Source organism: Streptomyces sp. NPDC005262 (assembly GCF_042872425.1).
In the GTDB taxonomy this organism is placed as follows: Bacteria; Actinomycetota; Actinomycetes; order Streptomycetales; family Streptomycetaceae; genus Streptomyces.
Window position 1 is genome coordinate 860,439 of the sequence record NZ_JBIAKK010000002.1, and the last position, 24,528, is coordinate 884,966.

General features: G+C 69.7%; 22 protein-coding genes and 2 tRNA genes. 4 read left to right on the plus strand and 20 right to left on the minus strand.

From position 1 onward, the window contains the following. Positions 1 to 323: 323 nt before the first annotated feature. From ACFYP5_RS09105 to leuS, 3 genes are all read right to left on the minus strand, one after another. Positions 324 to 1,169 (minus strand): DegV family protein, encoded by an 846-nt coding sequence (locus ACFYP5_RS09105; RefSeq protein ID WP_389032504.1) that lies wholly within the window; start codon positions 1,167 to 1,169, stop codon positions 324 to 326. A gap of 138 nt (positions 1,170 to 1,307) precedes the next feature. Continuing rightward, a complete protein-coding gene (locus tag ACFYP5_RS09110) occupies positions 1,308 to 2,024 on the minus strand; it encodes a hypothetical protein (protein ID WP_389032507.1) in 717 nt (238 codons plus the stop codon). 136 nt (positions 2,025 to 2,160) lie between these two features. Beyond that, a complete protein-coding gene (leuS, locus tag ACFYP5_RS09115; RefSeq protein ID WP_389032510.1) occupies positions 2,161 to 5,028 on the minus strand; it encodes a leucine--tRNA ligase in 2,868 nt (955 codons plus the stop codon). 472 nt (positions 5,029 to 5,500) lie between these two features. Here leuS and ACFYP5_RS09120 point away from each other — a divergent pair, with 472 nt between their 5' ends. Further along, positions 5,501 to 6,850: a hypothetical protein gene (locus ACFYP5_RS09120; protein WP_389032513.1), complete on the plus strand. Its 1,350-nt coding sequence runs from the start codon at positions 5,501 to 5,503 to the stop codon at positions 6,848 to 6,850. Continuing rightward, positions 6,847 to 8,424: an NADH-ubiquinone oxidoreductase-F iron-sulfur binding region domain-containing protein gene (locus ACFYP5_RS09125; protein ID WP_389032515.1), complete on the plus strand. Its 1,578-nt coding sequence runs from the start codon at positions 6,847 to 6,849 to the stop codon at positions 8,422 to 8,424. Before ACFYP5_RS09120 ends, ACFYP5_RS09125 begins: the two co-directional genes overlap by 4 nt. A gap of 75 nt (positions 8,425 to 8,499) precedes the next feature. Here ACFYP5_RS09125 and ACFYP5_RS09130 read toward each other — a convergent pair. The 9 genes from ACFYP5_RS09130 to ACFYP5_RS09170 all read right to left on the minus strand — a co-directional run bounded on the left by ACFYP5_RS09130 (position 8,500) and on the right by ACFYP5_RS09170 (position 14,108). After that, positions 8,500 to 8,572, minus strand: a tRNA-Ala gene (locus tag ACFYP5_RS09130). A gap of 125 nt (positions 8,573 to 8,697) precedes the next feature. Continuing rightward, entirely contained in the window at positions 8,698 to 8,931 is a 234-nt protein-coding gene (locus ACFYP5_RS09135; RefSeq protein ID WP_030921150.1) for a hypothetical protein, read from the minus strand. 911 nt (positions 8,932 to 9,842) lie between these two features. Further along, positions 9,843 to 9,915: transfer RNA gene (locus tag ACFYP5_RS09140), tRNA-Ala, on the minus strand. A gap of 139 nt (positions 9,916 to 10,054) precedes the next feature. Beyond that, complete coding sequence (locus ACFYP5_RS09145; protein WP_389033001.1) at positions 10,055 to 10,708, minus strand: histidine phosphatase family protein; 654 nt, start codon at positions 10,706 to 10,708, stop codon at positions 10,055 to 10,057. Continuing rightward, positions 10,705 to 11,136: a ribosome silencing factor gene (gene rsfS, locus ACFYP5_RS09150; protein ID WP_389032519.1), complete on the minus strand. Its 432-nt coding sequence runs from the start codon at positions 11,134 to 11,136 to the stop codon at positions 10,705 to 10,707. The genes ACFYP5_RS09145 and rsfS overlap by 4 nt, the downstream gene beginning before the upstream one ends. A gap of 116 nt (positions 11,137 to 11,252) precedes the next feature. Continuing rightward, positions 11,253 to 13,031 (minus strand): LCP family protein, encoded by a 1,779-nt coding sequence (locus ACFYP5_RS09155; RefSeq protein WP_389032521.1) that lies wholly within the window; start codon positions 13,029 to 13,031, stop codon positions 11,253 to 11,255. A 19-nt stretch (positions 13,032 to 13,050) separates the two neighbouring features. After that, the gene (gene nadD, locus ACFYP5_RS09160) at positions 13,051 to 13,668 is read right to left on the minus strand and encodes a nicotinate-nucleotide adenylyltransferase (RefSeq protein WP_267005228.1); all 618 of its coding nucleotides are present in this window, start codon (positions 13,666 to 13,668) and stop codon (positions 13,051 to 13,053) included. A gap of 38 nt (positions 13,669 to 13,706) precedes the next feature. Continuing rightward, positions 13,707 to 13,871, minus strand: a complete 165-nt coding sequence (locus tag ACFYP5_RS09165; protein ID WP_030921167.1) for a hypothetical protein — start codon at positions 13,869 to 13,871, stop codon at positions 13,707 to 13,709. An 84-nt stretch (positions 13,872 to 13,955) separates the two neighbouring features. Then, complete coding sequence (locus ACFYP5_RS09170; protein ID WP_389032524.1) at positions 13,956 to 14,108, minus strand: hypothetical protein; 153 nt, start codon at positions 14,106 to 14,108, stop codon at positions 13,956 to 13,958. A gap of 111 nt (positions 14,109 to 14,219) precedes the next feature. Between ACFYP5_RS09170 and ACFYP5_RS09175 the strand changes: the two genes are divergently transcribed. Continuing rightward, complete coding sequence (locus ACFYP5_RS09175; protein ID WP_389032526.1) at positions 14,220 to 15,365, plus strand: M48 family metallopeptidase; 1,146 nt, start codon at positions 14,220 to 14,222, stop codon at positions 15,363 to 15,365. Here the strand turns inward: ACFYP5_RS09175 and ACFYP5_RS09180 are convergent. The 5 genes from ACFYP5_RS09180 to proB all read right to left on the minus strand — a co-directional run bounded on the left by ACFYP5_RS09180 (position 15,283) and on the right by proB (position 20,413). Next, positions 15,283 to 16,419 carry a hypothetical protein gene (locus ACFYP5_RS09180; RefSeq protein ID WP_389032528.1) on the minus strand — a complete coding sequence of 379 codons (1,137 nt, stop codon included), beginning with the start codon at positions 16,417 to 16,419 and terminating at the stop codon, positions 15,283 to 15,285. The genes ACFYP5_RS09175 and ACFYP5_RS09180 overlap by 83 nt on opposite strands. 228 nt (positions 16,420 to 16,647) lie before the next feature. Then, on the minus strand, positions 16,648 to 17,247 hold the full coding sequence (locus tag ACFYP5_RS09185) for a hypothetical protein (RefSeq protein WP_389032531.1): 600 nt from the start codon (positions 17,245 to 17,247) through the stop codon (positions 16,648 to 16,650). 66 nt (positions 17,248 to 17,313) lie between these two features. Beyond that, complete coding sequence (locus ACFYP5_RS09190) at positions 17,314 to 18,597, minus strand: glutamate-5-semialdehyde dehydrogenase (RefSeq protein ID WP_389032534.1); 1,284 nt, start codon at positions 18,595 to 18,597, stop codon at positions 17,314 to 17,316. A gap of 82 nt (positions 18,598 to 18,679) precedes the next feature. Further along, positions 18,680 to 19,183, minus strand: coding sequence for a hypothetical protein (locus ACFYP5_RS09195; protein WP_389032537.1), 504 nt, complete (start codon positions 19,181 to 19,183; stop codon positions 18,680 to 18,682). A 144-nt stretch (positions 19,184 to 19,327) separates the two neighbouring features. After that, entirely contained in the window at positions 19,328 to 20,413 is a 1,086-nt protein-coding gene (gene proB / locus ACFYP5_RS09200) for a glutamate 5-kinase (RefSeq protein ID WP_389033004.1), read from the minus strand. Positions 20,414 to 20,813: 400 nt separating this feature from the next. On the opposite strand from proB, the gene ACFYP5_RS09205 reads away from it, so the two are divergent. Next, positions 20,814 to 21,413 (plus strand): dTDP-4-dehydrorhamnose 3,5-epimerase family protein, encoded by a 600-nt coding sequence (locus ACFYP5_RS09205; protein ID WP_389032539.1) that lies wholly within the window; start codon positions 20,814 to 20,816, stop codon positions 21,411 to 21,413. A gap of 65 nt (positions 21,414 to 21,478) precedes the next feature. Here ACFYP5_RS09205 and rfbD read toward each other — a convergent pair whose 3' ends face one another. Genes rfbD through ACFYP5_RS09220 form a run of 3 tightly spaced genes read right to left on the minus strand, consistent with a single transcriptional unit; the run spans position 21,479 to position 24,425 of the window. Next, a complete protein-coding gene (gene rfbD / locus ACFYP5_RS09210; RefSeq protein WP_389032542.1) occupies positions 21,479 to 22,375 on the minus strand; it encodes a dTDP-4-dehydrorhamnose reductase in 897 nt (298 codons plus the stop codon). After that, positions 22,372 to 23,358 carry a dTDP-glucose 4,6-dehydratase gene (gene rfbB / locus ACFYP5_RS09215; protein ID WP_389032545.1) on the minus strand — a complete coding sequence of 329 codons (987 nt, stop codon included), beginning with the start codon at positions 23,356 to 23,358 and terminating at the stop codon, positions 22,372 to 22,374. Before rfbB ends, rfbD begins: the two co-directional genes overlap by 4 nt. After that, positions 23,355 to 24,425 (minus strand): glucose-1-phosphate thymidylyltransferase, encoded by a 1,071-nt coding sequence (locus ACFYP5_RS09220; protein WP_389032547.1) that lies wholly within the window; start codon positions 24,423 to 24,425, stop codon positions 23,355 to 23,357. The genes rfbB and ACFYP5_RS09220 overlap by 4 nt, the downstream gene beginning before the upstream one ends. Positions 24,426 to 24,528 lie beyond the last annotated feature (103 nt).

The window sequence follows — 24,528 nt, forward strand, 5'->3', positions numbered from 1 at the left end:
AGTGCGTCCGCGCGATGCCGCGAAGCCGCCGCGACCTCGGCGGCACGCCCACGCGACAACCGCCGTCGCCCAGGTCCGGGGCCGGACCCGGGACCGTGTCCGGAGCCGGGGCCCGCACCGGACCCGTGCCGGGCGCGCACGTCCGACGCCGCAGCGCGGCCGGGTCCACTTCCACTGGTTGCACGGTGTGCTCGATGTGCACGATCTGATCGGGGAGCCATGCCTCACGACGCTAGGCACATTCGCCCGAACCTGCCGAGCATGCCTAATTCCGGTGGAAAACCAACCAGTTGTGGATAACTCCCTCACCCTCACGAGGGAGGTCAGCGAGGCGAAACCACTGCTCCGAGCAGACCGGGACCGGTGTGCGCGCCGATCACCGCGCCGACCTCACTGACATGCAGATCGACGAGCCCCGGAACACGCACACGCAACCTCTCGGCCAGCCGCTCGGCCCGCTCGGACGCCGCCAAGTGGTGCACGGCGATGTCCACCCGGCCGGTACCCGCCCGCTCGGCGACGATCTCCTCCAGCCGCGCGATCGCCTTCGAGGCCGTCCGCACCTTCTCCAGCAGCTCGATCCGGCCACCGGCCAACTGGAGCAGGGGCTTCACCGCGAGGGCCGACCCCAGCAGGGCCTGGGCCGCGCCGATGCGTCCCCCGCGGCGCAGGTAGTCCAGCGTGTCGACGTAGAAGTAGGCGGATGTGCCCGCGGCCCGCTTCTCGGCGGCCACGACCGCCTCGTCCAGGCTGCCGCCCCCCTCCGCCGCCTCGGCCGCGGCCAGGGCGCAGAACCCCAGGGCCATGGCGACCATGCCGGTGTCGACCACCCGTACCGGCACCGGAGCGTCCTTCGCGGCGAGCAGCGCGGCGTCGTACGTGCCCGAGATTTCGGCCGAGAGGTGCAGCGAGACGATGCCGGCGGCGCCGGCTTCGGCCGCAGCCCGGTACGCGGCGGCGAAGACCTCGGGACTGGGCCGGGACGTCGTCACGGGGCGCCGCTTCTGGAGCGCCAGCGCAAGGGAGCGGGCCGAGATCTCGGTGCCCTCCTCCAGTGCCTGATCGCCGAGGACAACGGTCAGCGGCACTGCGGTGATGCCATGCCGCTCCATCGCCTGGGGCGGCAGGTAGGCCGTGGAATCGGTGACGATCGCGACATGGCGGGACATGAGCGGGAGGTTACCTGCCGGGGCGCCGTCTCGGCAGTCCGACCCCGACCGGGTGATCACTTCCGATCGCTTCGGGCCGCATCCTGCCACGACCGATCACATCGGTTCGAGCCCGGGCCTTCGGCCCGCCCGTCCTGCTCAATTGGTCGTCTCGGGCCGCACGGTCTTCTGCCAGGGGTAACCGGTCTGCGCCCTGGGGTCCCGCGTCGTGAGCGCCTCAGGGCCGTCCTCGCCGGCAGCCTGCGCACCTCGCGCCCGGTCGCCCCCACGCCCACTCGCACCGCCAGCACCCGCACCCGCCGATGGCTCCTCCACCGTCCAGTGCCGCAGCGCCCCCGCCTCCACATCGATCTGCGTGTTCAACGCCGCAAGATCGTCGTCCGCGAACTGGCGCGCCCGGTCGCGCGCGGCCCACCGCAGCGACTCCGCCGAGTGCGTGATCCGCTCCGTGCGCTGCTTCAGGCCCGGCAGCAGCGACGCGACCGTCGCCCGGTCGGGCTCGCGCTCCAGCCTCTTCAGCTCGTCGTCGAGCTCCCGCCCGTGCACGCTGAGTCGCTGGAACAGTCCCAGCGACTCCGACAGCGAGGCGTCCTCGGCGACGCCCGCCTGCAACGCCTCCTGGGTGGCCCGCATCGACGTCCGCAGCGAGAGCCGGAGCTGTGCCAGCTCTCCGGCCACTCCCACCTGGCCGTAGCTCTTCGCCCGCAGCGTGGTCTCCTCGACCGTGCGGCGCGCCTGCGTGATCGTGCGGTCCACGCCACGCTTCGCCGCACCGACGACCTTGACGCTCACATAGACGCCCAGGGCCATGAACGCGACGAAGAGCAGCCCCAAAATCAGGATCACGGCTTCCATGACGCCCCTTGGATGTCGATTCGGCTGCCGACTACCGGCCCCTCCACCGTAAACGGAACGGGCAGGCCGAGGGTTCCTTCGGAACCCCCAACCTGCCCGTAAGGGAAAGCCCTCACACCGTCGCCAAGGGCTGCCGTCACGCAGGGACGATGTTGACCAGCTTCGGCGCCCGCACGATCACCTTGCGGATCCCGGCCCCGTCCAGCGCCGCGACCACTGCCGGGTCGGCCAGGGCCAGCGCCTCCAGCTCCTCGTCCGTGATCGACGGGGAGATCTCCAGCCGTGCCTTGACCTTGCCCTTGACCTGCACCACGCAGGTCACGGTCTCGTCCACGACGTACGCCGGGTCGGCGACGGGGAAGTCCTGGTGCACTACCGAATCGGTGTGGCCCAGCCGGCGCCACAGCTCCTCGGCGATGTGCGGCGCCAGCGGCGCGACCAGCAGCACCAGGCGCTCGGCGACGGACCGCGACAGCGGGCCACCCACCTTGGTCAGGTGGTTGTTCAGCTCGGTGACCTTGGCGATGGCGGTGTTGAAGCGCATTCCGGCCATGTCCTGGCCGACGCCGTCGATGGCCTTGTGCAGCGCGCGCAGCGTGTCCTCGCCGGGCTCGGTGTCCACGACGGTGACCTCGCCGGTCTCCTCGTCGACGACGTTGCGCCACAGCCGCTGCAGCAGCCGGTACTGACCCACGACCGCGCGGGTGTCCCACGGCCGCGACACGTCCAGGGGACCCATCGCCATCTCGTACAGACGCAGCGTGTCCGCCCCGTATTCGGAGCAGATCTCGTCGGGCGTGACCGCGTTCTTCAGGGATTTGCCCATCTTGCCCAGGACGCGGCTGACCTTCTCGCCCTGGTGGTAGAACGCGCCGTCGCGCTCCTCTACGTCGGCCGCCGGAACCGCGATGCCGCGGCTGTCCCGGTAGACGAAAGCCTGGATCATGCCCTGGTTGTACAGCTTGTGGAACGGCTCGGCCGAGGAGATGTACCCCAGGTCGTGCAGGACCTTGGACCAGAACCGTGCGTACAGCAGGTGCAGTACGGCGTGCTCGGCGCCGCCCACGTACAGGTCGACGCCACCGGTCGGCAGGCCCTCGCGCGGACCCATCCAGTACTGCTCGATCGCCGGGTCGACCAGCTGCTGGTCGTTGTTCGGGTCCAGGTAGCGCAGCTCGTACCAGCAGGAACCTGCCCAGTTGGGCATGGTGTTGGTCTCGCGGCGGTACTTCTTCGGGCCGTCACCCAGGTCCAGCGTGACGTTGACCCAGTCGGCGTTCCGCGACAGCGGGGTCTCGGGCTGGGTGTCGGCGTCGTCCGGATCGAAGGTGCGCGGCGAGTAGTCGTCGACCTCCGGCAGTTCCAGCGGCAGCATCGACTCGGGCAGCGAGTGGGCGATGCCGTCCTCGTCGTACACGATCGGGAAGGGCTCGCCCCAGTAGCGCTGACGGCTGAACAGCCAGTCACGCAGCCGGAAGTTGACGGTTCCCTCGCCCAGGCCCTTCGCCTGCAGCCATGCGGTGATCTTCGCCTTGGCGTCGACGACACCCAGGCCGTCCAGCGAGATCTCGTCGCTCGCGGAGTTGACCAGCTTCGCCTCGTACGAGGCGAATGCGTCGTCCCAGGTGGAGGGGTCCGTGCCACGGTCGTCCGACGGCTCGACGACACAGCGCATCGGCAGCTCGAAGGCGCGCGCGAACGCGAAGTCGCGCGCGTCGTGCGCCGGGACGGCCATGATCGCGCCGGTGCCGTAGCCCATCAGGACGTAGTCGGCGATGAAGACGGGCACCTTTTCGCCGCTGACCGGGTTGGTCGCGTACGCACCGGTGAAGACGCCGGTCTTGTCCTTGGCCTCGGCCTGCCGTTCCACGTCGGACTTGGCGGCGGCCTGCTTGCGGTAGGCGGTGACGGCCTCGGCCGGGGACGCGTGTCCGCCGGTCCACACCGGGTGGGTGCCCTCGGGCCAGGCGGCCGGAATGATCCGCTCCACCAGGTCGTGCTCGGGCGCCAGCACCATGTAGGTGGCGCCGAACAGGGTGTCCTGGCGGGTGGTGAAGACGGTGATGTCCCCCGCGCCGTCGACCGGGAAGTCGACACGCGCGCCTTCGGAACGCCCGATCCAGTTGCGCTGCTGCAGCTTGATCGCCTCGGGCCAGTCCAGCCCGTCCAGATCGTTCAGCAGCCGGTCGGCGTAGGCCGTGATGCGCATGTTCCACTGGCGCAGCTTGGCCTTGAAGACGGGGAAGTTGCCGCGCTCGGAACGACCGTCGGCCGTCACCTCTTCGTTGGCCAGTACGGTGCCCAGCCCCGGCGACCAGTTGACGGGCGCGTCGGAGGCGTACGCCAGGCGGTACTGACCCAGGACCTCGGCGCGCTCGACGGCGCTCAGGGCGCTCCAGTCACGGCCGTCCGGGGTCGTGCGCTCACCGTTCTCGAACTGCGCGACCAGGTCTGCGATCGGCCGGGCCCGGTCCGCCTCGGTGTCGTACCAGGAGTTGAAGATCTGCAGGAAGATCCACTGGGTCCACTTGTAGTAGTCCGCCTCGATCGTCGCGAACGAGCGGCGCTTGTCGTGACCCAGGCCCAGCCGGCGCAGCTGGGACTTCATGTTCTCCATGTTGGCCTCTGTGGAGGCGCGCGGGTGCGTACCCGTCTGCACGGCGTACTGCTCCGCCGGCAGGCCGAAGGCGTCGAAGCCCAGGGTGTGCAGCACGTTGTGCCCGGTCATGCGCTGGTGACGGGCGAAGACATCGGTGGCGATGTAGCCCAGCGGGTGACCGACGTGCAGGCCCGCACCGGAGGGGTACGGGAACATGTCCATGATGAATTTCTTCGGCTTGGCGGCCAGTTCCGGATTGTCCGCCAGATCACCGGCCGGGTTCGGCGCCTCGTACGTGCCGTGGGCGTCCCAGAAGTCCTGCCAGCGTGCCTCGATGTCGGCAGCCATTGCCGCCGTATAGCGGTGCGGCGCAGCCGCCTCGGCTGCGGAATTCGTCTCGCTCATGATCCTCAAAGCTCCATCGATCGTCATCTGCCAGCGCTTACGGAAACGAAAAAGCCCCTCGCACAGGAGGGGACGCCGCGCCGATTCCAACCAGGCATTCACACCGGTCAGGACTGATCAGCGCGGCTCGCTAAGCAGAAGGCGTACGGCACGCATGGCGTCAGGGTACCGCACAGGCCCGGAGCGCAGCCGGACACTTCCGCTCCGTGGACAACTACGGACGGCGGGGCCGCAGGAAAGCCTCCGGAAAGGATCGGGAAGCCCCCGGCGGGAGCCCCGGAAAGCGGTGGCGAATCCTCGGTAAGACGCCTGCAGGGCCTCGGCGACGCAGTGCCGGAACGTCCGGGAAGCGGGGGTTACTCCGCGTACCGCCCTCTACTGGGGCAACCGCTCAAACCCCGTACTGGCCGGTATGGAGCGACTTAGCATGCCGCAACGGGACCGCTTTGCCGAACAATTCGGAGTCGCCCCAATGAACCCTCATCGCAAGATCCGCTCATCCCCCACCTTGAGCGCCGGACCGAACCGCACAGCACAGGGCGGGCTCACCGTCGCCGCGCTGGTTCTCATCCCTCTGCTCGCCGTCGCAGGGAGCGACGACTTGCGCGCCACACTCGATTTCACCACCGGTGTCCTGTCACTGGTCTCGCTCACCGCCGCGGTGGCCTGGGGCCTGATCGCCACCGACCGGCTGTTCCTGTCCTCACGGCAGCGTCTGCTCGGTCAGGGCATCCACCGGGCCGCCGCCGCCGCCTCGCTCGGCTTCCTGCTCCTGCATGTGACCGTGAAGGTCGCGCTCGGGCATGTGGCGCTGCTCGGCGCGCTCGTACCCTTCGGCCTCGGTATGCGTGGCACCGCAGGGCTGATCGGCTTCGGCTCGCTGGCCGGGCTGCTGATGGTCGTCGCCGCCGCGACCGGCGCGCTGCGCAGCGCCTTCGCCACCCCGGGCCGCATAGCGGGCCGCTGGCGCGCGCTGCACGCACTGTCCTATCCGGCCTGGTGTGCGGCGCTGATCCACGGTCTGTACGCGGGCAGGCCGCCCGCGACCTGGGTCATCGTGATGTACAGCCTCTGTCTGGTCGCTGTGGCCGCCGCCCTGTGCCTGCGGCTGCTGCCGCCGCCGACCAAACGCCGGATCACCGGACTGATCGCCGCTCTGATCAAGCCGGACGCCCTCCTCCCCGACCCGGATCCGGCGCTCCGCGAAGCCCCGCTGCCCGGCGCGGAGCGCGTACCTCCGCTCGGGCGGGAGGAGCTGGGGCGGGAGAATCTGGGCCGGGAACGCGCCTACGGCGGGCTCGGCAGGGACGAGCTCGGGCGGGAGCTGCGAGGCACCCCGCTGCCGTCGTCCTTCGACCGCCCGCGCGCGCCTCTCTCCGCACCCGCCCCACCGCTGTACGAGGCCCCGTACGACACTTCGTACGAGGCTCCGCCCCGGTACTCCGACCGTCTGGCCACGAGCCCCGACACCGGACCCGCCGGGGGTGCAGGACCCACTCGTACAGGCCCTGACCCGGGAATCTCCGCCGCCTACCGCGCTGTCTCGCGGGCCGCCGAGAACGCGGTCCCGGTCCCCGGGCCCGGCCCCCAGCAACCGGCCGGCCGTTGGCCCGCCCCCTCACCCGCACCACCGGTCCAGGCGCAGACCGAGACGTTCCGTCCCCCGTACGAGCCCGCTCAGGAGCACCCGTACGACCCGTACGGAACCGACGTGCCGACCGGCCCGCTGCCCGCCGTCGACGAGACCGCACCGCTGCCGGGGCCGCTCTATCCGCCCCCTGCCGGAGAACCCTGGCAGGCACCCGCAGGAGACCGACCGTGAACATCCCCCTCCCCGACGTACCCGAAGTCCGTGTCGTCGGCCTACCTCAGCTGACCACCGGGTTCGACCTGGTGGAGCGGCTCGACCTCGCCATGCACCTGAAGGTGCACGGACCGCTCGAACCGATGACCGGAGAGCGCCTGGCCGAACTGGCTGAAACCATCTCGCTGCGTGGCCGTGGCGGTGCGGGCTTCCCCTTCGGGAAGAAGCTGCGGGCCGTCGCCAAGGCATCCATCCGGCGCGGGGTGCGGCCCGTCGTCGTGATCAACGGCAGCGAGGGCGAGCCGGCCTGTCGCAAGGACACCGTCCTGCTGAACCGCGCACCGCACCTGATCCTGGACGGCGCCCTGCTGGCGGCGGAGGCGCTCGGCGCCCGCACGCTGATCGTCGCGGTCACCCGTAACTCCACGGAGATCTCCATACGCGACGCTCTCGCCGAGCGTGGCCTGTCCGACCGGCGCGGACAGCAGCTGCGCGCCCGGGTCGTGCGCACCCCTGAGCGGATGGTCTCCGGCGAGGCCTCCGCGGTCATCAGGGCGGCGGGCGGTGGCCCCGCGCTGCCGCCGGGCCGTCGCGAGCGCGCGGCCGAGTCGGGCGTCGGCGGGGCCCCGACCCTGCTGTCGAACGCCGAGACATACGCGCAGCTCGCCGTCGCGGCCCGGATCGGCGCCCGCCGCTACGGGCACACCGGGCTGCCCGACGAGCCCGGCACGGTGCTGCTCACCCTCTCCGGTGCCGTCTCGCGCCCGATGGTCATCGAGGTGCCCACCGGTGTGCCCCTGCGGTACGTGCTCCAGCTCGCCGGCGCGCCGCCGCTGCCCCAGGGCGTACTGACCGGCGGCTACCACGGCAACTGGATCGACGCGATGGCCACGCACGACGCCGTCGTTTCCCGGGCTTCCCTGGCGGCGGCAGGCGGTGCGCTGGGCGCGGGCGCGATTTTGCCGATCGGGCCCGAGACCTGCCCGCTCGGTGAGTCGCTGCGGATCGCGAACTGGCTGGCCGCCGAGACCGCGGGCCAGTGCGGCCCCTGCAAACTGGGGCTGCCTGCCGCGGCCGGCGGACTGTCCGACCTGCTGAACGGCGGCGGTCCTGCGGCCCTGGAGGCGCTGCGCGAGGTGACGCAGGCGGTGAAGGGCCGGGGAGCCTGCAAACATCCGGACGGCTCGGCCCGCTTCCTGGCCTCGACTCTGTCCGCGTTCACGGACGATCTGGCCGCGCACGTCCTGGACGGCGGCTGCGGCCGGGAGACGGTCGGGGTTCTGCCCCTGCCCGCGCCCGGCTACCAGGACCTGGAGGAGTCCATTCCGAGCGGCGAGAAGCTGGCGGTGGACTGGACGCTCTGCAAGGGCCACGGGCTCTGCGCGGACATCATCCCGGAGCTGATCAGGCTGGGCCCCGACGGTTACCCCGCGCTCGCGGACGCCGCCGTTCCGGTACACCTGCGGGGGCGTGCGCAGCGCGCTGTGCGCCGGTGCCCCGCGCTGGCACTCCGAGTCGAGCAGGCACCGGCGGAACGTCCCGCGCTGCCGCCGGGAACCGCCCGCAAGGCTCTTGGCAGCGGCCGTAGTTGACCTGCACGAACAAGCCCCGCACAGACAGGAAGCGGGTCATCCGATTCGGATGACCCGCTTCCTGTTGCTTCACTGTGGAGCTAAGGAGAATTGAACTCCTGACCTCCTGCATGCCATGCAGGCGCTCTACCAACTGAGCTATAGCCCCGTGCTGTTTTCCGCCCGGTCTCCCTGGCGACATCGAGAACATTACACGGTCCCCCCGGCCCACCACCAAATCGATTCCCCTTGGTGCCGATATGACCCGATTCGAGAGGCTCACCGGCGTGGCGCTCAGGCAGTGGCGAAGGAGTAGAAGCGCTTGAGGGTGCAGTGCTCCTCCAGGAGCCGACCGTAGATCGGCTCCCCCTCCAGTTCCCGATATGTCTCGATCGGGTCGCCTTTTATGATCAGCGCCCGCGCACACTCCTCGCACCAGTACTGGTACTCGAGGTTGATCGGGTCCATGTCCCGGACGATGGGCGTACCGCTGCCGCACCAGTCGCACTTCCGCCTGTGTGCACCCATGAGTCAGCCGACGCCGCCTTCGGGGAACTCGGAGGCCTCGAAGGCTTCGGACACTCGGGAAACTTCGGGAACAAGGAGCAGGTCCGCGACCTCGTGGCGGCTCGCAGGCATCGCGCGCTCCCTCCCGTTCGGTCCGTCTCCCCCTCCGGCGGTCCGATTCTGCCATGGCCCCGCAAGGGGGTCAGCCCTGCGGAGAATCGACCGGCCACCGACGCCGTACGGGACCCGCCGACACACCCGCGATCGCGGCCACCAGGAGCGCGAGGGCGCCCACCCACCGCGCGTCCGCGGACCCGTGCGCCCCTGACGTATCAAGACCGTTGAGGAAGGGGGGTGACGAAGGTCGCGACCCCGATCAACCGCCCGAATCGGGTCACGGCACCAGCACACCGCTCACGTCGGCGGCGCCCTCCGGCCGCACGGCGGCCGGCTCTCCCGTGAGGGTGGGACTGCCGCCCAGCGCCCATGAGCACCAAGGGCGCATACGGCCCGATTCCGGCTCCTCGCCATCGCGCATCACGAGCCCCACAGCCGCTGAAGCGACGGCCACCGGGACGAACCCGCCCGGAACCAGGACCTTTTGGGAGTCATCACCGCCGCAGCCACGCCCTGAAACAGCCGGAAAGCGATCAACTGCCCGGCGTTCACAGCCAGTCCGCAGGCGAGCGAGACGGCGGTGAAGACCGCGAGCCGGGCAAGGTGGGACCGGCGGTGTCCTGGCGGACCGCGCCGAACCCGGCATCGGCGATCAGTCCGTGTCACTGTCCGTCACGACCGCCGGAGTGCCGGATCGTGGGCGTACACCCCGGCGGAGAGAAGAGCGGGGGAGGCGGCGGCTCCGCGCCGACGCCGCCAGGGGTGAGCCGGGAACGCAAAGATCCCGCCCCCTGCTGGGGACGGGATCCTGATTGTGGAGCTAAGGAGAATTGAACTCCTGACCTCCTGCATGCCATGCAGGCGCTCTACCAACTGAGCTATAGCCCCGCTGTTCGCCGTGTTTCCCTGCGTTTCCGCGCTGCGAACAAGAAGAACTTTAGCCTGTGACCAGCCAGAAAGTGAAATCCGGCCGACGCCGCCCGGAGGCGGCCTCCGACCACCGGCCGGCGCGCCCTGAAAAGGCGTGCTAGGCGTCGTCTCCGAGCACGGGCTCTGGCAGCGTGCCGGCGTTGTGCTCCAGCAGGCGCCAGCCGCGCGCCCCCTCGCCCAGCACCGACCAACAGCAGTTGGAGAGTCCGCCGAGCCCTTCCCAATGGTGCGCTTCCAAGCCGAGCAGCCGCCCGATGGTCGTGCGGATCGTGCCGCCGTGGCTGACCACGACGAGCGTGCCGCCGTCGGGCAGCTTGTCGGCGTGATCGAGCACGACAGGGGCGGCCCGGTCGGCGACCTCGGTCTCCAGCTCGCCGCCGCCGCGCCGCACGGGCTCGCCGCGCTTCCACGCGGCGTACTGCTCCCCGTACTGCCGGACGATCTCCTCGTGGGTGAGACCCTGCCAGGCGCCCGCGTAGGTCTCGCGCAGCCCCGCGTCATGGGCGATCTCCAGCCCGGTGATCGCGGCGAGCTCCGCGGCCGTGGCCGTCGCCCGTCGCAGATCGGAGGCGACGATCGCGTCCGGCTTCAGCGAGGCGAGCAGCCGGGCGGCCCGATGGGCCTGCCCGATACCGGTCTCGGTCAGCTCGATGTCCGTGGACCCCTGGAACCGGCGCTCCAGGTTCCACGCCGTCTGACCGTGTCGCCAGAGGACGATCCTGCGGCCCCTGCCGCTACTGCTGCCGTTCAGCTCAGGTCACCTTCCGTGCTGCCGGTGAGCTGGGCGTGCTCATCGGCCTTGCCGCGAGTCTTGACGGCGTCCTCGGGGAGGGCGATCTCGGGGCAGTCCTTCCAGAGGCGCTCGAGCGCGTAGAAGACACGCTCCTCGCTGTGCTGGACGTGGATCACGATGTCGACGTAGTCGAGGAGGATCCAGCGGGCGTCGCGGTCGCCCTCGCGGCGCACCGGCTTGGCGCCGAGCTCCTTCTGAAGCCGCTCCTCGATCTCGTCGACGATCGACTTGACCTGGCGGTCGTTGGGGGCCGAGGCCAGCAGGAAGGCGTCCGTGATCGACAGCACGTCGCTGACGTCGTACGCAATGATGTCGTGCGCGAGCCGGTCGGCGGCCGCCTGAGCGGCGGCGTTGATGAGCTCGATGGAGCGGTCCGTGGCGGTCACAAGCAGGCTTTCGTCGGCGGTCAGATCAACCTCTAGGGTCTCACGGACCGCCGACAGCCCACACAGCGATCTTTCGAAGATCCATCTCGAAGATCGTTCAGGGCGCGGAGCCCCGACTATTTGATCTTGTAGTCCTGGCCGAGGACAACGGACACATCGGCGTTCGCAGCGGGCTTGCCCTGCTTCACCGCGCTCGCCGGCAGACCCAGGGTCTTGGCGACCTGGGTCGCCTTCTCCTTGTCGGCCGCCGCCTTGTAGACGACCGCGGACGACACCGCGGTGTCGGTGTTCCCCCCGCCGACGAAGGCATATCCACCGTTGACCAGCCTGATCCGGGCGGACTCGGTGCCGTCCTCGTTCCCGGTGCCGTTCTTGACGCCGACCCGCACGGCCGCGTCCTGATCCGGGGCCTTCACCGTGCCGCCCAGGATGTCCTTGACGACGCTCTCGGTGGCCGCGTCGGTGAGGGTGCCGTCGGGCTGTACCGGCAGCAGCGCTGTCTTGTAGTCGCCGATCTTGGCGTGCTCGGCGAGCTTCGCCAGGGAGGCGCCGAGGTCCCTCTCGGGCAGCGACGGGTCCAGGATCTGCGCCAGCGTCTGCACGGTGACCGTGGCGGCCTTCGGATCGTCCGAGATCTTCCGCAGCACTCCGCGCATGACCTGCCCGAACCGCATGAGCTGCTTCGTCTCGGCCTCACCGGGACCCCGGTAGGTGGCGTACGCGACGGCCATCCGGCCGCCCAGGGTCTGCGCCTCACCCTTCTTGACCAAGGGCGACGCGCCCTTCTTGGTGTCCGGCACATCGGTGTCCGTGTCGACCTCGATGTTGCCGACCAGGTCGACGAGGTTCTCCAGGTACGGGGTGTCGAGCCGCCATGTGCCGCTGATGTCGGTGCCGAGCAGCGTGTCGATGGACTCGCGGGTGCCGTTGGAACCGTCGTCGTCGACGGACTTGCCGAGGGTGGTCGTGTTTCCCTCGTCGTCGGAGACCGCGAGGGAGTTGGGCAGCAGGACCGTGGTCCCCTGCTTGGTGGTCACGTTGTCGACGAGCAGCGCCGTGGAGGTGCCGCCCTTCTTGGTGTTGTGCAGATGGACCACGATGACGTCTCGCTTCTGCGGACCCGTCGTCGCGGTGTTCTCCTTCTCCGAGCCGCCGAGGCCCGGGATCTTGCCCGCGGACCAGAGGTAGCCGACACCGCCGACCACGACCAGGGCCACCACGACGATCAGGGCGACCATCCGGTTGCGGCCGCGGCGGCGCGCCTCCTCGCGCCGCTCGCTGCGGCTCTCGGTGAACTTCAGCCAGTCGATGACGTCTTCGGAGTCCTCATCGGGCTCCTCGATGAAGGAGAACTGCCCGGTGCCGTAGTCACGGTCCGCGCGGCGCTGCTCGGGAACGACCGGCTCCGGCTCGAACTCCGGCTCCCGCTCCCGCTGCTGCGGGGCGGGCGCCGGAGCAGCCGTCGGTGCGGAGGCCTGCTGCGGGATGTTCCACTGCGCAGTGGTGTCGACCGCAGCCGGTTGCTGGCCGGTGTCATAGCCGTATCCGTCGTAGCCGTAAGCCTGCTGCTGAGGCTGCTGAGGCTGCTGGGAGGCGTACGGGTCGTACTGCTGAGATTGCTGGGACTGCTGGGACTGCTGGGACTGCTGGTGCTGGGCGTACGGGTCGTATCCGTACCCCGGCTGCCCTTGTCCCTGCCCCTGCCCCTGCCCCTGCCCCTGCCCCTGCCCCTGCCCCTGCCCCTGCTGTGCATACGGGTCGTACTGCCGCTGCGGCTGCTGGTGTTGCTCCTGCTGCTGCCCAGGCTGCTGATACACCGGCTGCCCGTACTCGTCGTAGCCGACGATCTGCGGCTGCTGGTAGTACGGGTCGTACGGGTTCTGTCGGTCGTTCACCGGTGCCCCTCTCCGTGGCTCATTCGCCGCGGTACAGCTGCCGCTTGTCGATGTAGCGGACCACACCGTCCGGCACCAGGTACCAGACCGGTTCCCCCTGCGCGACTCTCGCACGACAGTCCGTGGACGAGATCGCGAGCGCCGGGACCTCCACGAGGGAGACACCGCCCTCCGGCAGACCGTCGTCCGTGAGCACGTGCCCAGGCCGTGTCACACCGATGAAGTGGGACAGCGAGAACAGCTCCTCGGCGTCCCGCCAGGTGAGAATCTGCGAGAGCGCGTCGGCGCCGGTGATGAAGAAGAGGTCCGCGTCGCCATGGACCGCGCGCAGGTCCCGCAGGGTATCGATCGTGTACGTCGGTCCGCCACGGTCGATGTCACTGCGGCTGACCGAGAACTGGGGATTCGACGCCGTCGCGATGACCGTCATCAGATAGCGGTCCTCGGCCGGGGAAACCTGCTTGTGGCTCTTCTGCCACGGTTGCCCGGTCGGAACGAAGATCACCTCGTCGAGGTGGAACTGGGCGGCCACTTCGCTGGCCGCCACCAGGTGTCCATGATGAATCGGGTCAAACGTCCCGCCCATCACACCGAGTCGGCGTTTGCCGCGGCCGGTAGGCACTTCCTGCTCTCCCATGCGTGCAGAGCCTACTGGCACAGCTGTACGCCTCCGCCTCAGCGGTCGCGGTTGAAGCGGGTGGTGATCCACAGCAGGAGCAGCAGCGTGACGAACGCACCGCCTCCGGTGAGGTAGGGGCTGAGGCTTTCGTGGTTACCACCGTGCTCGCCACCCTCGGAGGCGAGAGTGACCAGCTGGTGTGCGGTGCTCGTGAGGCTCATCTTCGGCAGGACCTATCGATCGGGAGTCGGAAGGAAGACGTCGCGGACATCGTATGCGGGGGCCCCGGGCACGCTCACGCCGACTCAGTCGTTGTTGTCGTCGTTGCGGTATCCGCGCAGCAGGAACCAGGCGAGCAGCGCCGCGCCGATGAGCGCGGCGAGCAGCACGATCCGAAGGGTGTTGCCCGGTCCCTGGTCCTCGGATACGGCGGCGAGCAGAGCAACGGTGTGCGGCATGTTGGGCGTCTCCTCAGTTATCCACAGCCCCCCGCACACCGTAGCCCCAGCACCTACGCTGGGACTTGTCAGGGGGCGAGCGACGTCTCGTACGAACAGGGGGCCCAGTTCATGACCGACAACAGCCACGCGAGTCACGAGCACGTGCCGAGCAGGCAGCGCAGGCGTTTCTCGGGCATCTCGTCCCGGGCGTACGAACACCCGGCGGACCGGTCGGCTCTGGTGGCCCTGCGCAAGCTGAGCGGTTTCGACACGGTGTTCAAGGCACTGAGCGGCCTGCTGCCCGAGCGCAGCCTGCGGTTGCTCTTCCTCTCCGACTCCGTACGGGTGAGTGACGCCCAGTTCGCCCATCTCAACGACATGCTGCGCGACGCCTGTTACATCCTGGACCTGGAGAAGGTCCCGCCGATGTATGTGAACCAGGACCCGCAGCCGAATGCCATGTGCATCGGTCTCGACGAGCCGATCATCGTGGTGACGACGGGGCTGGTGGAGCTGCTCGACGAGGAGGAGATGCGGGCGGTCGTCGGCCATGAGGTGGGGCATGCCCTCTCCGGTCACGCCGTCTACCGCACGATTCTGCTGTTCCTCACCAATCTCGCCCTGAAGGTCGCCTGGATCCCGCTCGGCAATGTGGCGATCATGACCATTGTGATGGCGCTGCGCGAGTGGTTCCGCAAGTCGGAGCTGTCCGCGGACCGGGCGGGGCTGCTGGTCGGCCAGGATTCGCAGGCATCCATGCGCGGTCTGATGAAGATTGCCGGCGGCAATCATCTGCACGAGATGAATGTGGACGCGTTCCTCGCCCAGGCGGACGAGTACGAGAAGGGTGGCGACCTGCGCGATTCCGTACTCAAGATCCTCAATGTGCTGCCCCGCTCCCACCCGTTCACCACGGTGCGCGCGGCCGAGTTGAAGAAGTGGTCCGAGAGCCGCGACTACCAGCGGATCATGGACGGCCACTACCCGCGGCGCGAGGACGACAAGGACACGTCGGTGACGGACTCGTTCCGGGAGTCCGCCTCGCACTACGCCGACTCGGTGCGCACGAGCAAGGATCCGCTGATGAAGCTCGTGGGCGACATAGCCGGCGGCGCCGGGGACCTGGGCGGCAAGCTCCGCGACAAGTTCACCGGCGGCAGCCATGGCGGTGGTGCGGCAGGCAAGGGTGGCGCTACGGACGACTCCGGGGCGACCCGGCAGTCGGGGACGGAGGACCCGGAGAGCCCTCAGGGGCCCGGGCCGGCCGGGAGCTGACCTCCAGCGTCCCGCAGAGCGCCGCCGTGGGCCGGCCCGTCGTGTACGGGTCGGTGCCCGCCGGCCCGCGGTAGGCCGCCTGCTCGCCGGCGAGCAGCGGGTGCAGGGTGCCGGTCGTGTCCGTCGAGCAGGCCTGCGGTCCGGCCTGGACGTAGCTGGTCCGCAGCTCCAGCCGGTGCAGCCGCAGGTCCTCCCGGTCGAAGCGGAAGTGCAGCTCGCGCCGCACGGTGAACAGCGAGACGCTGCCCGCTTTTTGCGGACCTGAGACGGCCGGGCGCAGGGCGTACGTGAAGGTGTGGTCCGACACCACCTCAAGGGTGTCGGACCCCGCCTCGGAGTAGGCCAGCGTCCCCTGGACCCGGATGTCGGGGTCGGCCAATGCCACCTTCGCGGGGTCGAACCGCACCAGCCAGCCGGCCGCGGCATGCTGCCCGTCGTCGGCCGATCGGGTCATGCTCCGGTCGAACTGGTTCGCCTGGTCCGGGTCCAGCAGCAGCCCCACCGGCCGCACCGAGCCGCCGGTGAGGACATCGGGGTCGAGGGAGGACGCCACCAGGTAGTCCTTGACCGTGGTCAGGGCGGTCGTCACCTGGCCGTCCGAGAAGTTTTCGGTCCGCCGGGTCATCGGGAGGTTGATGCCTGCGGCACCTGTCCGGAAGTGGGCGGCGGGGCTCGTGGCGAAGAGGTCGGCGGCCTTGCCGCCGGGGACGGCGCCGCGGGGCGCCAGGGGTATGACGGTCGACCGGAGCGGCTCGGCCCGTCTGCCGGCGGGTGGCTGGTAGGGATTGCTGAGGCCCATGTAGACGGCCGTGGCGAAGGCGATGGCTATCAGGACGATCAGGGCGATGACGGCCCGGGATCCGGTGCGGAAGTGCCGGGCCGGGAGGCTGCGTACGGCGCGGGCGTGCTCGCCCATGCGTTCCTGGGCGGAGAATTCCTGGAGCCGGGCAGCACGGACGAACGACTCGTCGAAGACGACGGACCGGTACTCGTCCTCACCACCACCGGGGAGCCCCTCGGGTGCTCCTTCTGGCGGTTCTCCACGGCCTGTCATGACTTCTCCCGACTCCACGTCACCGGCCGAAGCCGACACGCTCCGCTCTGCTTCGGCCGAAAGGGCCTCGGGCAGGGCCCGTCCGTCACGAGTTCGCGTGTGCGGACGAGTGAGAAGCCCCCTCCGGGGGAGGGGTCACACCTTCAGAGTAGGTCGATTGCCACGAACGTAAACGCTCTGGCGTGTGAGAACTGGTCCGAGTTCTCACACGCCAGGGGACTGCGCGTATCAGGGAGTGCGTGGGACCGCAGACACCGTGGGGCGGAAATAGTCGGCGGAAGCGGACGGGCCGACACCGGAGCCTGGCGCGCTGTCCACACCCGTCGTGGCGGGTGGTGGGATCTGGTCCTGACGGTTGGCCGAGGCGCCCCGATAGACGGCGCTGAAGGCCAGCGCGACCATGCCGATGCCCATCAGCAGCGCGAGCAGCCAGGCCACCGGGCGATGCCACCGGGCGGCGCCCCGGTAGGGGCGCAAGGAGCCGCCGTGGCGCCCGTACGGGCCGTTTTCGTAGTCGTCGAGCCCGTCGTGGTCCAGCGGGTCGCCGTAGGGGCTCCCGCGGCCGTATGCGCCGCCTGACCCGTATCCGTCGTCGTACAGCTCGTCGTCCAGGGGGCCACCGCCGGCGCGGGCCCGCGCGGCCTCGGCCTCGGCACGCGCCTGGGCGGCCGCCAACAGCCGCTCGACCGCGGTGGCTTCATGAAACTTGGCAGCCCGGACGAAGTCCTCGTCGAACACCACGGAGGCGAAGTCCTCGTCCGCGCCCCCGCGGTCGTCGTCGGGCTCCCAGCCGTCCGGAAACGGCCTGCCCCCCACGTCGTCCGGCACAGCTTCAGCGTAGCCCCGGCGAGTCGTTTTGGGCAGGGAGACTGCAAACTCGCCGGGCATCGAAGATCACCGTACGTGACCGTCCCCGGTCACGATGTACTTCGTCGAGGTCAGCTCCGGCAGGCCCATCGGGCCCCTGGCGTGCAGCTTCTGGGTGGAGATGCCGATCTCCGCACCGAACCCGAACTGCCCCCCGTCGGTGAACCGGGTGGACGCGTTCACGGCGACCGTCGTGGAATCCACCAGTTGAGTGAACCGGCGGGCGGCAGCCTGCGACGTGGTGACGATCGCCTCGGTGTGTCCGGAGGACCAGAGCCGGATGTGGGCGACGGCCGCGTCCAGCGATTCGACGACGGCGGCCGCGATGTCGTAGGAGAGGTACTCGGTCTCCCAGTCCTCCCGCGTCGCCGGCACGACGGTGGCCTTGGACCCCTCGGCGTACTCCAGCACCCGCTCGTCGCCGTGCACCGTCACCCCTGCGTCGGCCAGCGCTTCCAGCGCCCGGGGCAGGAACTCCGCGGCGACGTCCTTGTGGACCAGCAGGGTCTCGGCGGAGTTGCAGACACTCGGCCGCTGAGCCTTGGAGTTGATGAGGATGTCGACGGCCATGTCGAGGTCGGTCTGCGCGTCCACGTACACATGGCAATTGCCGGTACCGGTCTCGATGACCGGAACGGTGGACTCCTCGACGACCGTACGGATCAGGGAGGCGCCGCCGCGCGGGATCAGTACGTCGACGAGACCGCGGGCCCGCATCAGTTCGCGTACCGAGTCGCGGTTCTCGCCCGGCACCAGTTGCACCGCGTCGGCCGGCAGACCGGAGCCGCCGACGGCGTCGCGCAGCACCCGGACGAGTGCGGTGTTGGAGGCGTACGCGGAGGACGAGCCGCGCAGCAGAACGGCGTTACCGGACTTCAGGCAGAGCGCAGCGGCGTCCACCGTGACATTGGGCCGGGCCTCGTAGATGATCCCGACCACGCCGAGCGGCACCCTCACCTGGCGCAGGTCGATGCCGTTGGGCAGAGTCGAGCCGCGCACCACTTCGCCGACCGGGTCGGGCAGCGCCGCGACGTCCCGCACATCGGCGGCGATGGCCCGGATCCGCTCGGGAGTGAGGGTGAGCCGGTCGACGATCGATTCGCTGGTCCCGGCCTCGCGGGCGCGGGCCACGTCCTCGGCGTTGGCCGCGACGATCTCGGCCGTCCGCACTTCCAGCGCGTCCGCGATCGCCAGCAGCGCGTCGTCCTTCGCCGCGCGCGGGAGTGGCGCGATGTCGGCGGCGGCGGAGCGGGCCCGGTAGGCGGCCTGGGCGACCGGGGACATGTTGTCGTACGGCGAAAGCGTGGTCATGCCCGCAGAGTAGTGCGCACACTGCGGGCATTCCGCAGGTATCCCGTGATGCGAGACGGCCGTCCCGAGCGGGGCCGACCGGTCAGTACGGGTGCACGCCGACCGGGGCCGCCGGGGGCGGTCCGTATCCCTCGGCGATGCGCTGGTGGTACGTCTCCCGGTCGATGACCTCCAGGCCGACGATCTCCCAGGGCGGCAGCTTGGCGCTGGAGCGGTGCTCGCCCCACAGCCGCAGTGCGACCGCCGCCGCGTCGTGCAGGTCCCGTGCCTCTTCCCAGTAGCGGATCTCCGCGTGGTCGTTGGCGTACCGGCTGGTCAGCAGGAAGGGATGGTCGTTGGCGAGCTGTTCGAGACCGCGCCTGACCTCCTTCAGGGGTGTCTCGGCACCCGAGACGCTGAGCGTGATGTGCCAGAGCTTCGACCGGGTGTGTTCCTCTTTCGCCGCCACCGGCTCGGGGTCGGTGGCGGTCCCGTCGGCGGTCCGGTCGACGGACCGGACCTCGTCGAAGCCGACACCTGCTCCGACGCTGGTCAAGGCGCGGCCACCCGTTCCTCGGGGCGGCGCCCCCTGGCGAGCTCGTCTCACCGGCGGCCTCCTGTGAATGCGTTGCTGTGCTGTACCCCCGCTGTGTCCCCGTTACAAAGTTGACCAGCCCGGGGCCTGGCGTGGGGCGGTTTTCGTGAAGGTCCCTGCCCGAAGTCCGGACTTTCAGCCGTTTCAGCGGGCCGGTCAGGGGTGCAGGATGACCAGATCGTCCCTGTGTACGACCTCGCGTTCGTACGCCGGTCCGAGTTCGCGCGCCAGGTCCCGGGTGGACCGGCCGAGCAGCTGCGGAATCTCCTTGGCGTCGAAGTTGACGAGCCCGCGGGCCACCGGGCGGCCCTGGAGGTCGCGCAGCTCCACCGGGTCCCCCGCGGTGAATTCGCCCTCGACGGCGGCGATCCCGGCCGGCAGCAGCGAGCTGTGGCGTTCGACGACGGCCTGCACCGCCCCGTCGTCGAGGGTCAGCGACCCCTGCGGGGTGGAGGCGTGGGCCAGCCAGAGCAGCCGGTCCGCCGAACGGCGTCCGGTGCGGCGGAAGTACGTACCGGTGTCGCGGCCGGCGAGGGCGTCGGCGGCGCGGCTCGCGGAGGTCAGGACGACCGGCACTCCGGCGGCCGTGGCGATGCGGGCGGCTTCGACCTTGGTGACCATGCCGCCCGTACCGACGCCGGCCTTTCCCGCGCTGCCGATGGCGACATCGGCCAGATCGGCCGGTCCGGTCACTTCGGCGATGCGTGAGGTGCCGGGGGTGCTGGGGTCGCCGTCGTAGAGGCCGTCCACATCGGAGAGGAGGACCAGCAGATCGGCGCGGACGAGATGGGCGACGAGCGCAGCCAGCCGGTCGTTGTCGCCGAACCGGATCTCGTCGGTGGCGACGGTGTCGTTCTCGTTGACGATCGGGAGCGCGCCCATCTCCAGGAGCTGGTCCAGGGTGCGGTAGGCGTTGCGGTAGTGGGCGCGGCGGCTGGTGTCGTTGCTGGTGAGCAGCACCTGGCCGACGCGTACGCCGTAGCGCGCGAACGAGGCGGTGTAGCGGGCGACGAGCAGCCCCTGACCGACGCTGGCCGCGGCCTGCTGCCTGGCCAGGTCCCGGGGCCGGCGGTGCAGGCCGAGCGGGGCGAGTCCGGCGGCGATGGCTCCGGAGGAGACGAGGACGATCTCCTTCTCCCCGCCGCTCCTGACCTTGGCGAGGACGTCGACGAGCGCGTCGACCCGGTCGGCGTCGAGGCCGCCGGCCGCGGTGGTCAGGGACGAGGAACCGACCTTGATCACGATCCTGCGCGCTTCGGTAACGCCCTGCCTCGCCCCTGCCACGTGCACGTTCCTGCCCTCGTCGTCTTCATCGTCATCGGCTGCGTCTGCCTGGCCGTCAGGGTACGCGAGCGGGGGTGACCCAGCGGACCGAACAGACGTTCCCGATAATCGGAACCCCGATTTCAGACTTCCGGCCACGGATTGATGACCGCACAGCCCGCGGATGGCGTGACAACGAAAATCACATCAAACGATTCACATATTCCGTCCCGACACCGCCGGTCTCAATCATTGCGCAATCAATCCGAGCGACCAGCGGGCCATCTCATTCTCCGAAGCCATGAACGGCAACAATTCCCGTTAAATTGGCTTTCGCCATTCCGGTCTGTCTCAAACGCCAGAACAAGGATGTGATCGCATGCGGCAGCTCTCCCTCCCAGGAGCCTGGGTGCATGAACCCAAGCTCTTCCCGGACAGCCGCGGCAGTTTCCACGAGTGGTTCAAGAGGTCCGACCTCAATGACGCCGCCGGACACGGTCTGCGGCTGGCGCAGGCCAATTTCTCGATCTCCAGCCGCGGCACCCTGCGCGGCATCCACTTCGCCGATGTGCCGCCGAGCCAGGCCAAATACGTCACCTGTGTACGGGGTGTGGTGCTCGACGTCATCGTGGACATCCGGGTCGGCTCCCCCACGTACAAGCAGTGGGAGGCGGTACGCCTCGACGACGTGGTCCATCACGCCGTCTACGTCGCCGAGGGGCTCGGTCACTCCTTCATGGCGCTGACCGACGACACAGCGGTCGTCTACCTGTGTTCCGAGGCCTACGCGCCCGGTCGTGAACGCGGCATCGATCCGCTCGACCCCGAGCTGGGCATCGAATGGCCCGAGGGCGTCACGCCTCTCCTCTCCGACAAGGATGCCGCCGCACCCTCACTGGCCGAGGCCGAGGAGCAGGGGCTGCTGCCGTCGTACGAGGCCTGTCAGGCGTACTACGTGGAGCTGCGCGCCCGAGGCTGAGCCGGCCGGGACCTCGGGAAGCACGGGCGGCCCCGGCGGAATTCAGCGGGGTTCAGCGGGCAAGGTCAGCGCTGCGAACTGCGCCGTTCCGCCGCGAGCAGGGAGGGGAACGCGTCCGCCAGCGCCGCCCGCCAGTCGCGGATCGGTTCCATACCGGCCACCGCCCAGCGGTCGTGCCCGAGCACACTGAACGCGGGCCGGGGGGCCGGCCGGACGAAGGCGTCGCTGGTGGTGGGGCGGACACGCGCCGGGTCGGCCCCGAGCAGCCGGAAGATCTCCCGGGTGAAGCCGAACCAGGTCGTCTGCCCGCCGCTGGTCCCGTGGTAGATGCCCGCGGGGACGGCGCCGGCCAGGGCGGCCTGTCCGAGCCGGACGATCCGGTCGGCCAGATCGGCGGTCCAAGTGGGCTGCCCACGCTGGTCGTCGACCACGTCGAGGGCGTCCTTGACGCCCTCCAGTTTGATCATCGTGCGGACGAAGTTGGGGCCGTACGCGCCGTACAGCCAGGCGGTACGGACGACGTAACCGGTGTCCGGGAGGGTCTCCAGCACCGCCCGTTCCCCGGCCAGTTTGGTCCGGCCGTACGCGCTGCGCGGACCGGCGGCGGCGTCCTCCGGATAGGGCTTCTCGGCGTCCCCGGCGAAGACGTAGTCGGTGGAGACCTGAAGAAGCACGACGCCGTGCTCACGGCAGGCGGCGGCGAGGACCTCGGGCCCCGTGCCGTTGACCCGCAGCGCCGCCTTCTCCTGCGACTCGGCGTCGTCGACGGCGGTCCAGGCGGCGCAGTTCACCACGACGGCGGGGCGGTGGAACTCCAGGGCGGCACGCACCAAGGCGGGGTCTGCGATGTCGAGCGCCACGCGGTTCGCGGCGACCGCGGTGACGGACTCGCCGGCGAGCCTGGCCAGGACGTCCCGGCCGAGCATGCCGGCGGCTCCGGTGACCAGCCAGACGGGGCTCACAGCGCGGCCCTGTCCTTCAGCGGTTCCCACCAGGCGCGGTTGTCGCGGTACCACTGCACGGTCTCGGCGAGACCGTCACGGAAGTCCTTGCGGGGCTCGTAGCCGAGCTCGTTGCGGATCTTCGTGCAGTCGACCGAGTAGCGGCGGTCATGGCCCTTGCGGTCCACGACATGGATGACGCCGGTCTCCCAGTCGGCGCCGCAGGCGTCCAGCAACAGGCCGGTGAGCTCCCTGTTGGACAGTTCGGTGCCGCCGCCGATGTTGTAGACCTCACCGGCGCGGCCCTTCGTGCGGACGAGTTCGATGCCCTGCACATGGTCGTCGATGTGCAGCCAGTCGCGGACGTTGGCGCCGTCGCCGTACAGCGGTACCGGCTTTCCGTCCAGCAGGTTCGTGACGAACAGCGGGATGACCTTCTCGGGGAAGTGGTGGTGCCCGTAGTTGTTGGAGCAGCGGGTCACGCGCACGTCGAGGCCGTGGGTGCGGTGGTACGAGAGGGCGATCAGGTCGCTGGACGCCTTGGCCGCCGAGTACGGCGAGTTGGGTGCCAGCGGGTCGGTCTCGGGCCAGGAGCCGTCGTCGATCGAGCCGTAGACCTCGTCGGTGGAGATGTGCACGAAGGTCTCGATGTCCGCCAGATGCGCGGCATGGACCAGGGTGTGCGTGCCCACCACATTCGTACGGACGAACTCGGCGCCGCCGTCGATGGACCGGTCGACATGGGACTCGGCGGCGAAGTGCACCACCTGGTCATGTACGGCCATCAGCTTGGCGACCAGCTCCGCATCGCAGATGTCGCCCTGTTCGAAGGCGAAGCCGGGATGGCCGCGTACCTCGTCGAGGTTGGCCGGGTTGCCCGCGTAGGTGAGCTTGTCGAGCACTGTGACGGCGACCTCTCCGGGCCCCTGCGGGCCGAGCACCGTACGGACGTAGTGCGAGCCGATGAAGCCGGCCCCGCCGGTCACCAGGATGCGAGTGGTCATGAGGAGATCTGCACCTTGCTGTGGTCGCCGAGCACGAGTCGGTGGGCGGACGGGGAGCGGGGCGCGGGGGTCACTTCGACGTCGTGGCCGATGAGTGACGCCTCGACGCGGCGGACACCGTCGATCGAGGCACCCCGCAGGACGATCGAGTACTCGATCTCACTGTCCTCGATCCGGCAGTCCTCCGAGACCGAGGTGAACGGACCGACATACGCGCCGCTGATCACCGAGCGGGCTCCGATGATCGCGGGACCGACGATCCGGCTGCCGCTGACCTTGGCGCCCGCCTCGATCCGGACCCGGCCGATGATCTCGCTCTCGCCGTCGACGTCGGCGCCCTCGACGGACGGCTCGACGGTCTCCAGCACCGTCCGGTTGACCTCCAGCATGTCGGTGACATTGCCCGTGTCCTTCCAGTACCCGCGGATCGTGGTGGAGCGGACGTCGCGCTTCTGGTCGATCAGCCACTGGATGGCGTGCGTGATCTCGAGCTCGCCCCGCCAGGAGGGCGCGATGGAGCGCACCGCCTCATGGATGACGGGGGTGAAGAGGTAGACACCGACCAGCGCCAGATCGCTCTTCGGCTCCTTCGGTTTCTCCTCCAGCGCCGCCACTCGGCCGTCGCCGTCGAGTTCGGCGACACCGAAGGCGCTCGGGTCGGGCACCCGGGTCAGCAGGATCTGCGCATCGGGCCGGTCGGCACGGAACTCCTCGACCAGGCCGGCGATCCCGCCGACGATGAAGTTGTCGCCGAGGTACATGACGAAGTCGTCGTCCCCCAGGAAACGCCGGGCGATCAGCACCGCGTGCGCGAGCCCGAGCGGCTCGTCCTGCGGGATGTACGTGACCTCGATGCCGAACCGGGAACCGTCGCCGACGGCCGCGCGAATCTCCGCGGCGGTGTCGCCCACAATGATGCCGACCTCGGTGATGCCCGCTTCCGCGATGGCCTCCAGACCGTAGAACAGCACCGGCTTGTTCGCCACCGGGACCAGCTGTTTGGCAGAGGTGTGCGTAATGGGACGGAGCCGGGTGCCGGCCCCACCGGAAAGTACGAGAGCTTTCATTTTCCCTGCCCGATGGTGAGATTCCGGTCATGTCGCGACCGCGACCTTCGGGGCGATTTTACTGAGATTCACTGTCCGATCCGCCGCGAATGGGCTCACGTAA